This window comes from Arthrobacter sp. H14 (assembly GCF_000520495.1).
Classification (GTDB): domain Bacteria; phylum Actinomycetota; class Actinomycetes; order Actinomycetales; family Micrococcaceae; genus Arthrobacter_C.
The window spans coordinates 107,635-121,398 of the sequence record NZ_KI914687.1; the positions used below are offsets into that span (position 1 = coordinate 107,635).

General features: G+C 60.4%; 15 protein-coding genes. 12 read left to right on the plus strand and 3 right to left on the minus strand.

Annotated features, from left to right (window positions below; all coding sequences use genetic code 11):
- Positions 1 to 98: 98 nt before the first annotated feature.
- Both miaA and dapF read left to right on the plus strand, forming a co-directional pair.
- Entirely contained in the window at positions 99 to 1,055 is a 957-nt protein-coding gene (gene miaA, locus Y707_RS31740) for a tRNA (adenosine(37)-N6)-dimethylallyltransferase MiaA (RefSeq protein WP_162150250.1), read from the plus strand.
- A complete protein-coding gene (gene dapF / locus Y707_RS0119005; RefSeq protein ID WP_026536254.1) occupies positions 1,052 to 1,987 on the plus strand; it encodes a diaminopimelate epimerase in 936 nt (311 codons plus the stop codon). The genes miaA and dapF overlap by 4 nt, the downstream gene beginning before the upstream one ends.
- Positions 1,988 to 2,009: 22 nt before the next feature.
- Here the strand turns inward: dapF and Y707_RS0119010 are convergent, their stop codons facing one another.
- Positions 2,010 to 2,630: a class I SAM-dependent methyltransferase gene (locus Y707_RS0119010; protein WP_026536255.1), complete on the minus strand. Its 621-nt coding sequence runs from the start codon at positions 2,628 to 2,630 to the stop codon at positions 2,010 to 2,012.
- Between the two features lie 133 nt (positions 2,631 to 2,763).
- On the opposite strand from Y707_RS0119010, the gene hflX reads away from it, so the two are divergent.
- Positions 2,764 to 4,347 carry a GTPase HflX gene (hflX, locus tag Y707_RS0119015; RefSeq protein ID WP_026536256.1) on the plus strand — a complete coding sequence of 528 codons (1,584 nt, stop codon included), beginning with the start codon at positions 2,764 to 2,766 and terminating at the stop codon, positions 4,345 to 4,347.
- The gene (locus tag Y707_RS0119020) at positions 4,340 to 6,391 is read left to right on the plus strand and encodes an ATP-dependent DNA helicase (protein ID WP_026536257.1); all 2,052 of its coding nucleotides are present in this window, start codon (positions 4,340 to 4,342) and stop codon (positions 6,389 to 6,391) included. The genes hflX and Y707_RS0119020 overlap by 8 nt, the downstream gene beginning before the upstream one ends.
- Before the next feature lie 59 nt (positions 6,392 to 6,450).
- On the opposite strand, the gene lexA is transcribed toward Y707_RS0119020, so the two are convergent.
- Positions 6,451 to 7,215, minus strand: a complete 765-nt coding sequence (gene lexA / locus Y707_RS0119025) for a transcriptional repressor LexA (RefSeq protein ID WP_026536258.1) — start codon at positions 7,213 to 7,215, stop codon at positions 6,451 to 6,453.
- A 266-nt stretch (positions 7,216 to 7,481) separates the two neighbouring features.
- Between lexA and Y707_RS27555 the strand changes: the two genes are divergently transcribed.
- The 7 genes from Y707_RS27555 (at position 7,482) to Y707_RS0119060 (ending at position 12,253) form a co-directional block, all read left to right on the plus strand.
- A complete protein-coding gene (locus Y707_RS27555) occupies positions 7,482 to 7,820 on the plus strand; it encodes a LysM peptidoglycan-binding domain-containing protein (protein WP_035782617.1) in 339 nt (112 codons plus the stop codon).
- Between the two features lie 107 nt (positions 7,821 to 7,927).
- Positions 7,928 to 9,022 (plus strand): histidinol-phosphate transaminase, encoded by a 1,095-nt coding sequence (locus Y707_RS0119035; RefSeq protein ID WP_026536259.1) that lies wholly within the window; start codon positions 7,928 to 7,930, stop codon positions 9,020 to 9,022.
- A gap of 112 nt (positions 9,023 to 9,134) precedes the next feature.
- Positions 9,135 to 9,758, plus strand: a complete 624-nt coding sequence (gene hisB, locus Y707_RS0119040; RefSeq protein WP_026536260.1) for an imidazoleglycerol-phosphate dehydratase HisB — start codon at positions 9,135 to 9,137, stop codon at positions 9,756 to 9,758.
- The gene (hisH, locus tag Y707_RS0119045; protein ID WP_253905264.1) at positions 9,755 to 10,408 is read left to right on the plus strand and encodes an imidazole glycerol phosphate synthase subunit HisH; all 654 of its coding nucleotides are present in this window, start codon (positions 9,755 to 9,757) and stop codon (positions 10,406 to 10,408) included. The genes hisB and hisH overlap by 4 nt, the downstream gene beginning before the upstream one ends.
- Positions 10,409 to 10,423: 15 nt before the next feature.
- A complete protein-coding gene (locus Y707_RS31925) occupies positions 10,424 to 10,579 on the plus strand; it encodes a CG2302 family histidine operon protein (protein ID WP_164468501.1) in 156 nt (51 codons plus the stop codon).
- Positions 10,580 to 10,624: 45 nt separating this feature from the next.
- Positions 10,625 to 11,398: a bifunctional 1-(5-phosphoribosyl)-5-((5-phosphoribosylamino)methylideneamino)imidazole-4-carboxamide isomerase/phosphoribosylanthranilate isomerase PriA gene (gene priA, locus Y707_RS0119055; protein ID WP_026536262.1), complete on the plus strand. Its 774-nt coding sequence runs from the start codon at positions 10,625 to 10,627 to the stop codon at positions 11,396 to 11,398.
- The gene (locus tag Y707_RS0119060; protein WP_026536263.1) at positions 11,399 to 12,253 is read left to right on the plus strand and encodes an SseB family protein; all 855 of its coding nucleotides are present in this window, start codon (positions 11,399 to 11,401) and stop codon (positions 12,251 to 12,253) included. It abuts the gene before it with no gap.
- A 30-nt stretch (positions 12,254 to 12,283) separates the two neighbouring features.
- On the opposite strand, the gene Y707_RS0119065 is transcribed toward Y707_RS0119060, so the two are convergent.
- Complete coding sequence (locus tag Y707_RS0119065) at positions 12,284 to 12,679, minus strand: DUF1844 domain-containing protein (RefSeq protein ID WP_026536264.1); 396 nt, start codon at positions 12,677 to 12,679, stop codon at positions 12,284 to 12,286.
- 373 nt (positions 12,680 to 13,052) lie between these two features.
- Here Y707_RS0119065 and infC point away from each other — a divergent pair.
- Positions 13,053 to 13,764, plus strand: a 712-nt coding sequence (gene infC / locus Y707_RS0119075) for a translation initiation factor IF-3 (RefSeq protein ID WP_026536265.1), incomplete at its 3' end; no start/stop codon positions are given.

Genomic DNA, 13,764 nt, shown 5'->3' on the forward strand with positions numbered 1-13,764 from the left:
TTGGGATCGTTCGCAGGCCGAGTCATGCGGCGCGCCGGTACCCGGTCCTTCCGCGGAGGGAAAAGGCGTCCTGCTGGGCATGCCCACGCTGCCTCCCCGTGCCTGATGCCGGCATCGGCTCCCGGTTGCGGGAGCTGGACGGCACGTCACGCTTGCTCGTGGTCGCCGTCGTCGGGCCCACAGGATCGGGAAAATCCGAACTGGCGGTGACGTTGGCACAGGAACTCGGCGGTGAAATCATCAATGCCGACGCGATGCAGTTCTACCGCGGTATGGACATCGGTACGGCGAAAATGCCGGTCGAGGAGCGGAAGGGGGTGCCGCACCATCTGTTCGACATCCTGGATGTCACAGAGGAGGCGAGTGTCTCTGCCTTCCAGCATCAGGCCAGGGCCGACATGGAGAACGTCCGGAGCCGCGGCAACGTGCCAATTCTGGTGGGTGGGTCCGGTCTTTATATCCGGGCTGCTCTGGACGTGTTGGAGTTTCCTGGAACGGACGCAGCCATCCGTGCCGGACTCGAGCAGGAGCTCGAACGTGCCGGTCTGGGTCCGCTCCTTGCGCAGCTGCAGGAAGTGGACCCGGCTTCGGCCGAACGGTTAACGGATGCACGAAGGGTCGTGCGCGCGCTGGAAGTGTACCGGTTGACCGGCCGGCGATTCAGCTCATATATGCCCCAACGTGAGTACCACCAGCCTGCCGTACAGATCGGGCTTGCCGTGGACCGGGAGGAATTGAAGGAGCGGCTTGCCGCACGCGTCCACCGGATGGTGGAGTCCGGTCTGGAAGCGGAAGTGCGGACTCTGGAGGGCCACGGGCTCCGTACCGGGAGGACCGCTGCACGCGCATTGGGCTATGCCCAGTTCCTGCAAGTTATCGACGGGACGATGAGTGTGGAGGAAGCAGTTGCTGCCACTATTGCAGCCACCCGGAAGTTTGCCCGCCGCCAGCTGACCTGGTTCCGGGCCGACCCGAGAATCCATTGGTTGCCGTGGAAAGACAAGGACCTGGCGCGGAAAGCTCTCGAAACCATAGCCAGTACTGTGGAGGGATGAGCGGAAATATGAGTGATGGTTCCCTCGGGCCATTCGCCGGACTGCCCTTCAGCAAGGGGCACGGAACCGGCAACGATTTTGTCCTGATTGCCGACCCCGACGGCGAGTATGCCATTGACGAAGCTGCGGTGGTCAGAATCTGCGACCGGCACCAAGGCATCGGCGGCGACGGCCTGATCCGGGCTGTACACTCCCGCAATCTACCGGAAGGCAGGGCATTGCTCGAGGCCGCCGGCCAAGCCGAATGGTTCATGGACTATCGCAATTCGGATGGTTCCGCGGTTGAGATGTGTGGCAATGGCGTTCGCGTATTCGTGCACTTTCTCATCGATCAGGGACTTGTCGACCTGCCGGAGGGAGAAGTCCTCCTGATCGGTACCCGCGGCGGGCCGAAGGCCGTCAAGCGTGAGGCGGAGGGATACGCCGTGGATATGGGTCCCTGGGACTTCATCTTCCCGGTTGAAGCCGCTAACCAGGGAACTGACTCCCTTGTCGAAGCCGGTGGCCTGCAGGTCGCCCGGCCAGCATTGTCAGTAAGTATGGGAAACCCGCATACCGTCGTTGCGCTGGCGCACGGGGACGAGTTGCGGGCGGCGGACCTTCATCATCCTCCCGTCGTGGACCCGACGCCTCCGGACGGGACGAATGTCGAGTTCGTGCTGCCCGCGGACCCGCTCGTGACCGACGGCGTTGGAGTGATTTCCATGCGCGTTCATGAGCGCGGCGTGGGGGAGACACAGTCCTGCGGGACGGGTGCGTGTGCCGCGGCTGTGGCGATCCGTTTCTGGGCCGGCGATGGTGCTCCGGACAACTGGGCTGTCCAGGTGCCCGGCGGCGTCGTTTCGGCGAATTTCTTCACGGCCGACGACGGACGGGAACACATACTCCTGGGCGGTCCTGCAGTCCTGGTGGCCAATGGAACGCTTGTTTAACCAATAGAGCACATCCGGTAATCTAGGGCGTCGTGGTGTCGCGCCAAATCCGCAGTAGGCGGAATCCCTGCGAGCTGTGTGCCCGGGTGACTTGGAAACCCGGTCCGAACTCTCCGGCCATCCATTTTTGCAACGAATCCGATCCAAGATTGCGCTGCACCACCAGCCAGGCGGTGCCGCCGGGCGTAAGGCGGTTGATCCACAGCTTCAGCAGCGAGTGAAGTTCTGCCTTGCCTACCCGAATAGGAGGATTGGCCCAGATTGTGTCGAAGCGCAGTTCCGGGTCGATATCCTCCGGCTTTGCGACCCTTATATTGCCAAGTTCCAGTGCTGCAGCGTTATCCCGGGTCAAGGCCAGGGACCGTTCATTCACGTCCACGGCGTAGACGTGTGCATCCGGGGATTTCAAACCCATGGTGAGCGCGATCGGACCCCAGCCACATCCGATGTCCAGCAGATTGCCAGATGCAGGAGGGGCCGGTACGGAGTTGAGCAGGACAGCCGTGCCCTGATCGATCCGGCCGGGACTAAAAATTCCACCCGCCGTGTTTAAGTCTCTGCTCGTACCGGCGAGAACCACCCGCAGCGGCCGGCGTGATTCCTCACCAGCAGGTTGTGCGCTGAAGTAATGATCAGACCCCATAGTCGCAAACACTAGCCGCAGAACTGCCGTCGCGGTATTTATGCCGGCCTTACTTATCCACCGAGTCAACGAGTTGCTACTGACGTAAGGGTCTTGGGGATTAGAATAAGGGTAGAAAGTTTCGAAGGAGAACATGACCACTAATCGCCCTCATCCGCAAACACCCGACCCGGACCTGAGCCGGGAAGAGATCCAAGCGGTAATCGACCGCATCCTGTCCAAGGATGCCGGCCCGGCTTCGACGGAAAACGACACCGCGGCCACCGGCACGCAGCAAACCGCATCGCGGAATGGTTATAAGGCGCGGGCAATTCCTGACCAGAGTCAGGAGCATGGGGATTTCGACGGCGATCAGCAGGAACTGGCCGAGCGCCGTGCTTTGCGCCGGGTGGCCGGCCTGTCTACTGAACTCGAAGACGTTACCGAAGTCGAATACCGGCAGCTGCGGCTTGAAAAGGTCGTCCTGGCGGGACTATGGACCGAGGGCACGCTCCAAGGAGCGGAAAACTCACTGCGTGAACTTTCGTCGTTGGCAGCGACGGCTGGTTCCGAGGTGATGGATGGACTCATCCAGCGCAGGCTGAAGCCGGATCCGGGCACCTTCCTTGGTTCAGGCAAAGCGCAGGAGCTCAAGGACATCGTTGTGGCTACGGGCGCGGACACTGTCATCGTCGACAGCGAACTCGCCCCCTCACAGCGGCGCGGACTGGAGGACATCGTCAAGGTCAAGGTCATTGACCGGACTGCCCTCATTCTGGACATTTTTGCCCAGCATGCGAAGTCCCGCGAGGGCAAGGCGCAGGTGGAGCTCGCTCAGCTTGAATATCTGTTGCCACGGTTGCGCGGCTGGGGCGAATCGATGTCGCGGCAGGCCGGTGGACGTGTCGGAGTCGCAGGCGGCGGTATTGGTTCGAGGGGGCCAGGCGAGACAAAGATTGAGCTGGACCGCCGCAGAATCAGGACCCGGATGGCCCGCCTTCGCAGGGAAATTGCTGCCATGAAACCTGCCCGTGCCACGAAGCGGGCCAATCGCCGTCGTCATTCAGTGCCGTCAGTGGCCATCACCGGGTACACCAATGCTGGAAAATCGTCATTGCTGAACAGGCTGACGGATGCCGGTGTCTTGGTGGAAAACGCGCTCTTTGCGACTCTGGATCCCACTGTTCGCAAGGCCGAAACCTCGGATGGAATCGGCTATACGCTTTCCGACACTGTAGGATTTGTCCGCTCCCTGCCCACCCAGCTGATCGAAGCATTCCGTTCAACGCTGGAGGAGGTCGCCGATGCGGACTTGATCCTGCATGTCGTGGATGTTTCGCATCCGGATCCGGAAGGGCAGATAGCCGCTGTCCGAGAGGTCCTGGCCGAGGTTGAGGCCCGCAGGATTCCGGAAATCATTGTGTTGAACAAGGCCGATGCGGCTGATACTTTCGTGATCGACCGGCTGCGCAGGCGGGAACCAAACCATGTTGTCGTTTCCGCACGGACCGGAGAAGGCATCCAGGACCTGTTGCAGGCCATCAGCGATGGAATTCCCCGCCCGTCCGTGAAGCTGGAACTGATGATTCCCTACCAGCGTGGCGACTTGGTGTACCGGTTGCATGAGCAGGATTCCGAAATCCTGGCGACAGAGCATATGGAGGAAGGAACCCGCCTCGAGGTTCTGGTGCGGGAGGCCCTGGCGGCAGAGCTGGAGCCGTTCGTCAAGCATGGCTGAAACAGAGGAAGCCGCGCATAAATCCATTCAGCTTCTTGACACAGCGGTCTCCGCCATGGGTGGGCAGAACCGGACAGGTCAACATGAAATGGCCAGCCAGGTGGCAGAAGCGATCGATAGTGGAAGGCATCTGCTGGTCCAAGCCGGAACCGGCACCGGAAAATCCCTTGCCTATCTGGTGCCGCTGATTGCCCACGCCATACACAGCGACAAACCTGCCGTCGTTTCGACGGCGACGCTTGCGCTGCAGGCTCAAATTGTGGGGAGGGATTTGCCCCGGTTGCTTGAAGCGATCACTCCTCAGCTCGACAGGGAAGTCGACGTTGCCTTGGTCAAAGGGCGTGGTAACTACGTCTGCAAGCACAAGCTCGAGGGCGGTTTTCCTTCTGAAGACGCACCGGAAGTGGCACTGTTCCAACTGGGTGAAGACGCCAGCGCACCGCATCCACCCGTCGGCGGCGCCAATGTTGGTACCCAGACAGGGCCGACGTCGGCGCTCGGCCGCGAAGTCGTCAGACTTCGCGAGTGGGCGGAGGAAACCGAAACCGGTGACCGCGACGATCTGACACCCGGTGTCAGCGACAGGGCATGGAAACAAGTATCAGTCAGTGCGCTGGAATGCCTGGGAGCGAATAAGTGTCCGCTGGCGGATGTTTGTTTCAGCGAGCTGGCCCGCGCCCGCGGTGCCGAGGCCGACATCGTCATCACAAACCACGCCATGCTTGCCATCAGTGCGTTCGAGGGGTTGGCAGTCCTGCCGGAATACGACGTCGTGGTCATCGACGAGGCCCATGAACTGCAGGACCGTGTGACCGGAGCCGTTTCCGGAGAGATCTCGGTGGCAATGATCCATGCCGCGGCTTCCAGCACCCGTAAGCACACGGCTGTCAGTGTCGAAGCATTGAATTCGGCCGCAGCGAATCTCGAGGATGCCATCTTGGGGACGCCAACAGGCCTGATGCCTGGCGGGCTCTACGAGGAGCAAGCCGCAGCGTTGAATCAGGTCCGGGAGGCGGCCCGTACCGCTCTCTCGGATTCGAAATCAGACAGTTCGAATGCAGCCGATGGTGGACGTCAAATGGCCCGGTCGAGGCTGCTGGTGATTCTCGAACTGTGTGAGCGGGTGGTTGCCTCCCGTGAATCCGGAGAGGTTATCTGGGCTTCCAGACCGAGCTCGTTCCCGGCACAGGCTCCAAGCATCGCCGACGAATCACAGCCCGTAACCTTACACGTCGCTCCACTGTCAGTCGCCGGCAGGTTAAGGGAAGGACTGTTCGAAGACCATACAGTGATCCTGACGTCCGCCACGCTTGCCATCGGTTCGGCCTTTGAACCTGTGGCTGGCTCACTGGGGTTGCTCGGTGACGGCGCCCCTTCGTGGACAGGGATCGACGTCGGCAGTCCCTTCGACTATCCCAAACAGGGAATGCTCTACGTAGCAGCCCATCTGCCGAAGCCGGAGCGTGGGTCTTCCAGCGAGCAACTCGATGAACTCGAGGCGCTTCTGAAAGCCTCCAATGGCGGCACTTTAGGACTGTTCTCATCCCGGCGTGCGGCCGAAGACGCGGCCGAAGCGCTGCGGGGACGGCTCGACTTGGAAATACTCTGCCAAGGCGAATCGTCTATGTCCGCGCTGGTGCGCCAGTTCGGTGAGGAGCCGGATAGTTGCCTGTTTGGCACAATGTCGCTGTGGCAAGGGGTCGACGTGCCAGGAAATTCGTGCCGCCTCGTGGTGATTGACCGGATACCATTTCCCCGTCCCGACGATCCAATGATGACCGCCCGGTCCAGGGCTGCTGCCCGTGCCGGGGGTAATGGATTCATGAGCGTCTCGGCAACCCACGCAGCCATTCGACTGGCCCAAGGGGCGGGACGGCTAATCCGGTCGAGCACCGACCGGGGTGTGGTGGCGGTGCTGGATTCGCGCCTGGCTACTGCCCGGTACGGTGGTTTTCTACGGGCAGCACTGCCACCGTTCTGGGCGACCACTGACCGCGACACCGTATTGTCAGCGCTCGACCGCCTGGCAAAGATCGACGCATGACCACGCAATAAAGTCCGGCGGGCACAGGCCCGCCGGACTCCGCGATACAGGAGCGCTGACTAGACGCTGCGCAGTACCGATACGACCTTGCCCATGACCGTGGCATGGTCGCCGAGGATTGGCTCATATCGCGTGTTCTGGGGCAAGAGCCAAGTATGTCCGTCGCGTTGACGGAATGTCTTAACAGTCGCCTCGTCGTCCAGCAGCGCCGCGACGAAATCACCGTTCTCTGCAGTGTTTTGACGACGAACCACCACCCAGTCTCCGTCGCAGATAGCGGCATCGATCATCGAATCACCTGCAACGCGAAGCATGAACAGTTCGCCTTGTCCGACCAATTGGCGGGGGAGGGGCATGACGTCTTCCACGGCTTGATCGGCCAGGATCGGCCCGCCGGCGGCAATGCGGCCGACCAACGGAACCATCGCCGTATCGGTGGAGGTTGTCAACTCTGAAATGGATCCGCCCTGGGCGCTGCGGGGGCGTGACGGTTGGCCGGCGCCTTCTACGGTCAGCGCCTCTTCCCCCAATGTCAAGGGAATGAGAACCTCCATGGCGCGGGGCCGCTTCGGATCGCGGCGGATGTACCCCATCCGTTCCAGCTGGGACAACTGATGGGTCACGCTGGAAAGGCTTGCGAGCCCTACAGTGTCGCCAATTTCGCGCATCGAGGGCGGGTAACCCTTGGAACTAACGGAACGCTGAACCGTTTCCAGGATCTTCTTCTGCCTAACGGTGAGTCCCTTGGTCGGCCGGTGTTTGACCACTTTGGTGCGCACGGGCTTATCCAATGCCCCAGAACCTTCCGTTCCTTGTTTCACCATCGTTCCGGATCCTTTCATCGAGCAGTCCGACCACTGCCGACCGCCGATGCGGTCCTGGTTTCCTGCCACCGACGAAAACTGTCGGTGGTGGCTGATGCACTGTTCTCAGCGATCAACTCTGGTGTCAACGCTAAGCCAGCTGATCGCGAATTTCAAACATTTGTTCTAGCGAGTCTCGACATTGTTCGTCGGTACGTGCTAAAACAAGAAGCAGATAAATCGAACGCACGTTCGACTGTCAGTAATTCTTAGGAAGGTTGGAAATCATGTCAGCTCAAGTTGCAGCCGATTGTTCCCCGCTACGATTGACCCGGCGTGGCCGCCTGTTGTTCCTCGGGCTTCCACTAATGCTGTTGGCGGCATTGCTGGTGACCATGCTGGGAATATTCAATTCACCGGCCACGGCAAGTACAGAAAACCCGTCGAGTGCGACATCGAACGTCAGCTACACCGTCAGGCCGGGTGACACGGTATGGACCGTCGCTGAAGTGATCGCCGACGGCCGGGATACCCGGGATGTGGTTCAGGCCATGATGGACCTGAATGATCTCGAGACTTCCGTCATCCAGGTCGGCCAACAGCTCTTCTTGCCCACCGGAGATTAGCCGAATCGACTTTTTCTGCAGTCTGGCGGGTGCAGTCCATCGTGTGCGTTATCACTATTACGCCGCTGAATTGTCACCGGCCGCGGTCACGAGCATAAGCTGACAGGGTGAATGAACAGCTCCACCGCCTCAGTAAGCTGCCGTTGCGGGAAGATTTGCAGGGCTTGAAGCCATACGGCGCCCCTCAGATTGACGTTCCCATCATGTTGAACGTCAACGAAAACACGCATGAGCTGCCTCCAGCGGTTCATGAGGCCATAGTTAGCGCAGTGTCGGAGGCTGTCAGCGGGATCAACCGTTATCCAGACCGGGAATTCACAGCTTTACGTCGATCATTGGCAGCATATTTGGGCCATGGCTTGTCGGCAGAAAATCTGTGGGCAGCAAACGGTTCCAACGAAGTGCTTCAGCAGATTCTGCAGGCTTTCGGAGGACCGGGCCGTACATTGATGAGCTTTCCTCCTACTTACTCCATGTATCCACTCCTTGCCAGTGCTACCGGCACCCAGTATGTTGCAGGCGAGCGGACCAGCGACTTTTCCCTGACGGCGGAGAGTGCAGCGGAACAGGTGCTGGAGGAACGCCCCAACATCGTGATTCTCTGTTCACCGAATAATCCGACCGGCACCGCTTTGGCCCCGGATGTCGTCGAGGCAGTCTACGAAGCTGGCAACGCGACCAATTCCATCGTCATTGTCGATGAAGCCTATGAGGAATTCGCCCATACCGGCACGCCGAGTGCGCTGGCACTGCTTCCAAGACGTGAACGGCTAATCGTTTCGCGCACCATGAGCAAAGCTTTCGCCCTCGCCGGAGCCAGGCTTGGTTACTTGGCTGCAGCGCCTGAAATTTCGGACGCCCTGCGGCTTGTGCGTCTCCCGTACCACCTCTCTGCCATAACGCAGGCTACAGCGCTGGCCGCGCTGGCCCACGCGCCGTCGTTGTTGGCAAACGTTGAGGACATCAAGCTCCAGCGGGACCGAATCGTCGAAGAACTGGAACATATGGGACTGACGCCGGCGCCATCGGATTCGAATTTCGTGTTCTTCGGCGGGATTGGAAATCCGTCCCAGGTCTGGCAGGGCCTGTTGGACGATGGTGTCCTTATCCGCGATGTGGGCATTCCGGGTTACCTCAGGGTTAGTGCCGGAACGGAAGAGGAAACCACACGGTTCCTTGAATCACTCCGGAAGCTTCTGTAGCCGACCACTCCTAGACTGTTAGGGGCGGGATCCAGGAATTGTCCGAATTGGAACCATGCCAATCAGTATTGACCCTGATGTCGAAATGAAGATCAAGTGAAGGAACGACCAGATGAGTTCAGAGCCAACATCCGGCGCCAAGCGAACCGCACGCCTCGAACGGAAAACCAGCGAGTCGTCGGTCATGGTGGAGCTGGACCTTGATGGAACAGGCTCCTCGCGGATTGAGACTACGGTGCCGTTCTACGACCACATGCTTACCGCGCTGGCGAAACACTCCTTGATGGATCTCGTGGTTGAAGCGCACGGAGATACGCACATCGATGTTCACCACACTGTGGAGGACGTGGCTATCACTATTGGCGAAGCGCTACATCAGGCGCTCGGGAACAAACGCGGCATCCGGAGGTTCGGGGAAGCCACCGTTCCCCTCGACGAAGCGTTGGCACACGCCGTCGTCGACGTCTCCGGAAGGCCGTATCTGGTTCATTCCGGAGAGCCGGCTGGCCAGGAGTACCACCTCATCGGTGGGCATTTCACTGGCTCGCTGACACGTCACATCTTTGAGGCGATGACCTTGCATGCCAGGATCTGCCTCCATATGACTGTCATGGCTGGCCGCGATCCACACCACATTGTTGAATCCCAGTTCAAAGCGTTCGCACGTGCACTGCGGGCAGCCGTGGAGCCCGATCCGCGTGTCGAGGGAGTTCCATCGACAAAGGGCAGTCTGTGAACGCGCAGACGAATGAGAGCCTGCCCAACGTAGTGGTTCTGGATTATGGGTCGGGCAATGTGCACTCAGCAGTGCGCGCCCTTGAACGAGCCGGCGCGAATGTCAGTCTTACAGCGCACCCGGACGAAGTCCTCGAGGCCGACGGTCTCGTTGTGCCCGGTGTCGGTGCCTTCGCAACGGTAATGAAGGAATTGAAAGCCGTTGACGGGCCCCGTTTGATTGGGCGGAGGGTCGCTGGTGGCCGTCCGGTTCTCGGCATTTGTGTCGGATTGCAGATCCTGTTCGATGAAAGTGCAGAGCATGAGAGCCGGGAGCCGGGTATGGGGGAGTGGCCGGGAATCGTTGAGAGACTTCCTGCCGACGTCGTTCCGCACATGGGGTGGAACACCGTTCAGGTGCCGGACGGAACGAGGTTGTTCGCGGGCATCGAAAATGAGCGCTTCTACTTCGTCCATTCCTATGCTGTCCAGAAATGGGAATTCGACGTTAACCAGCCGCGGATGAAGGCACCGATGGTTACCTGGGCTGAACACGGTGCGCCGTTTATCGCCGCCGTCGAGAACGGGCCGCTGTCAGCCACGCAGTTCCACCCGGAAAAATCGGGTGACGCGGGATCAGCACTATTGCGTAACTGGATCAAGTCACTCTAGAAGGAGAACGATCATATGTGGACAGTGGCGCTGTTGGGTCTGGCGGGGCTGCTTGCGGGAGGTGCCATATCGTTCCGGCGCCAGGAGCGGTCCACGGCCCTGGTCGTCAGCTTTTGGGTTCTTGCCGGTATGGCTGTCGCTGCGGGCTGGCTGCTGACGCTTCCCGGTTGACCAAGACCAAGCCGGTATATCTTCCTCTAGAAACGAAAGTTGAGCATGAATAATACGAACAACGTCAATCAATCACCAGTGCTGGAACTGTTGCCGGCGGTCGACGTCGCCGACGGCAAAGCCGTGCGGCTGGTTCAAGGCGAAGCGGGCAGCGAAACCAGTTACGGATCGCCACTGGATGCCGCCCTGGCTTGGCAGAATGATGGAGCGGAATGGGTCCATCTCGTGGATCTTGACGCTGCCTTCGGCCGCGGATCCAACCTGGAGCTTCTCAGCAGCGTCGTTGGCAAGTTGGACATCAAAGTCGAACTGTCCGGCGGGATTCGCGATGACGATTCACTCGAGGCGGCGCTCAAGCTAGGGGCAAGCCGGGTCAACCTCGGCACAGCGGCGCTTGAAAATCCAGAGTGGACTGCCCGGGCGATAGACAAGCACGGTGAGGCGATCGCTGTGGGACTGGACGTGCGGGGAACGACCCTTGCGGCAAGGGGCTGGACCAGGGAAGGTGGCGATCTTTGGGAAGTGCTCCAGCGCCTGGACGCCGCCGGATGCTCGCGCTATGTCGTCACCGACGTAACGAAAGACGGCACACTGCGCGGACCAAACGTTGAATTACTGCGCGAAGTGTTGACGAGGACCGACAAACCCGTCGTCGCGTCCGGTGGCATTGCCACTCTCGAGGACATAGCTTCCCTGCGGGAACTGGTCGCCGAAGGGCTTGAAGGTGCCATCGTGGGCAAAGCGTTGTACTCGGGTGCCTTCACCCTCCCGCAGGCGCTCGACGTTGCCGGCAGGCCAGGACGCCGGCAGGTCCGCTGAGTGTCGGAAGGAAAACTGCCTCCACATATCGCCCAGGCATTGGCTGGCGCCGGGGGCTTGGCCGATTCCGCGAACCGCCCTTGGTCTGGCAGGGATCTGGGTCCGGAAGGCGAAACAGTACATCAGTATGGGAGCGACGACGGCAAGACGGATGAGAGCTACCGCAGAGCCCTTGAAGAACTCAACTCGGGGACGGGAACCGAAGCCGACGTCGTTGCCGCCTTGGCTGGCGTAAGGGTTTTTGTCCCGATAGTCGCCGAGGTGGCTGACACTGGTAATGGCGCGGATGGCCTCGTCACTGATAAAGAATCAGACATGGCGATGGTCAGCCTGAAAGCTCCTGACGGCCGTAAGGCTCTTCCGGTATTCAGCAGCGTGCAATTCCTGCAGGCCTGGCATCCCGGAGCGCGGCCGGTTGCCGTCGCCGCTGCCCGGGCGGCGTTGTCCGCCGCGGCCGAGGATGCGCAGTTAATGGTGATCGATCCTGGGGCTCCGCAGACGTTCGTCGTCCGCCGGCCGGCCGCCTGGTCCTTGGCGCAGCAGAAGGAATGGACGCCGTCGTATCTCGATGACGAGGTGCGTCAGGCTGTGGCGTTGGCAGCCGAGGGACTGCCGGCAGTTCATTCGGTGCAGATCCGGCCTGGATCGGGTGTGGCGTCGCTGCTCTCCGACGGGCGGCGCGTCGACGGTGGTGGGCCAGGACCCGAATTGCGCCTCATCGTTGGCCTTATCCCGGGCTTGGACGAGGCTGATGTGAAGGCGGTGGTCGGGGAACTGCAGAACCGCCTGGCAGCCAACAGGGAATTCGTCGACCGGGTGGATTCGCTGGAGGTTAAGCTGGCCACTGCGGGATAACCAGTAAGCCGTCTGCCGATGGGGATCCGGTCAGTTAACGGGACCGGTCCACTTTTCGCCTGGCCCCTGGCCCGGAGCGTCCGGGTGACTGGACTCCTCGCGGAATGCCAGCTGGAGGGAGCGTAATCCATCCCTTAAGGGTCCGGCATGCTGGCTCCCAATCTCAGGGGCAGCTGCGGTGACGAAGCCGGCCAGAGCCGTGATCAGCTTGCGGGCCTCGTCCAGATCCTTCAGTTCCGCGGCATCCTCGCTGGCAGCAAGACCGCATTTAATGGCGGCGGCGCTCATCAGGTGTACAGCTGCGGTGTTAATAACTTCGACCGCGGGTACCTCTGCGATATCCCTTATTTCCTGCTGAACGGCCGGGTCTTCATAGACGTTATGCGTGGCTTCACCGACCGGCTGATTACTGTCTGGAGTGCTCATAATGGTAAGCTTGTCACAGACCTACTGAATGTCGGTACTTCCGTGTGCTATATCTCTGCGATGGGATCTGGACCAGGAAGATCGGTTATTCAGTGTGCAAGCGGAGTCCTCTCCCACCTGAGTCACCAGCGCCGCCGGTATCGCCGGCGATACCGGTTTCCGGGTTTTGGTCGGCGTACTTCAGTGCCGCAGGCAGCGGCATCACTGCGGTACGTGCCTACGCTTCCGGCGTACGGCTGTCCGATCCTATTGAGGCCTTCGATTGCACCAGCGATTGGAGGCCTTCTTCATGTGCTGGTGGTGACCGTTACCAGAACAACAGGAGCTACACATTAGCGAGCCACGAATCAATGATCGGATCCGCGTCCCGGAGGTGCGGCTGGTAGGACCGGCAGGCGAACAAGTCGGCATCGTACGAATCGAAGATGCACTGCGCCTGGCAAGTGAGTCAGACCTTGATCTCGTTGAAGTTGCGCCGATGGCCAAGCCACCGGTGGCTAAACTCATGGATTTTGGCAAGTACAAATATGAAGCTGCGGTCAAAGCCCGTGAGGCGCGCAAGAACCAGACGAACACCGTTCTGAAGGAAGTGCGCTTCCGGCTTAAGATCGATACCCACGATTATGAGACGAAGACCGGCCACGCACGCCGGTTCCTGTCGGCGGGGGATAAGGTCAAGGCCATGATCCAGTTCCGCGGCCGTGAACAGCAACGTCCGGAGATGGGAATCCGCCTGCTCCAGAAGTTTGCTGAAGACGTTTCCGATGTTGGCAGTGTCGAATCGAATCCGAGGATCGATGGCCGCAATATGGTAATGGTTATTGGTCCTGTGAAGAACAAGGCGGAAGCCAAAGCCGAGGCGCGCCGGGCCACCCAGAAGTCTGAAGCCAAGGTGCAGAAGGAATCCAAGGGGCGTGTCGACGTCTCCAAGGGTGAGGCCCCGCTGACGCAGACCCTGGGCGACACCATGCCGGAAGGTCTCAAGGCGATGGGATCCGAAGCTGAACGTCCCGCTCCCGAAGCTGAGGCGCAGGCGAAAGCACCGGAGGCTAAATCGACAGCTAAAACCGAGCCAAAACCGGCTG

What these genes read in the sequence shown, in the direction of transcription:
- Y707_RS0119065 (WP_026536264.1), bottom strand. Translation starts at nt 12,679, where the DNA reads ATGAGCACTCCAGACAGTAATCAGCCGGTCGGTGAAGCCACGCATAAC.
- Y707_RS27555 (WP_035782617.1), top strand. Translation starts at nt 7,482, where the DNA reads ATGTCAGCTCAAGTTGCAGCCGATTGTTCCCCGCTACGATTGACCCGG.
- dapF (WP_026536254.1), top strand. Translation starts at nt 1,052, where the DNA reads ATGAGCGGAAATATGAGTGATGGTTCCCTCGGGCCATTCGCCGGACTG.
- lexA (WP_026536258.1), bottom strand. Translation starts at nt 7,215, where the DNA reads ATGGTGAAACAAGGAACGGAAGGTTCTGGGGCATTGGATAAGCCCGTG.
- priA (WP_026536262.1), top strand. Translation starts at nt 10,625, where the DNA reads ATGAATAATACGAACAACGTCAATCAATCACCAGTGCTGGAACTGTTG.
- hisB (WP_026536260.1), top strand. Translation starts at nt 9,135, where the DNA reads ATGAGTTCAGAGCCAACATCCGGCGCCAAGCGAACCGCACGCCTCGAA.
- hflX (WP_026536256.1), top strand. Translation starts at nt 2,764, where the DNA reads ATGACCACTAATCGCCCTCATCCGCAAACACCCGACCCGGACCTGAGC.
- Y707_RS31925 (WP_164468501.1), top strand. Translation starts at nt 10,424, where the DNA reads ATGTGGACAGTGGCGCTGTTGGGTCTGGCGGGGCTGCTTGCGGGAGGT.
- Y707_RS0119020 (WP_026536257.1), top strand. Translation starts at nt 4,340, where the DNA reads ATGGCTGAAACAGAGGAAGCCGCGCATAAATCCATTCAGCTTCTTGAC.
- Y707_RS0119010 (WP_026536255.1), bottom strand. Translation starts at nt 2,630, where the DNA reads ATGGGGTCTGATCATTACTTCAGCGCACAACCTGCTGGTGAGGAATCA.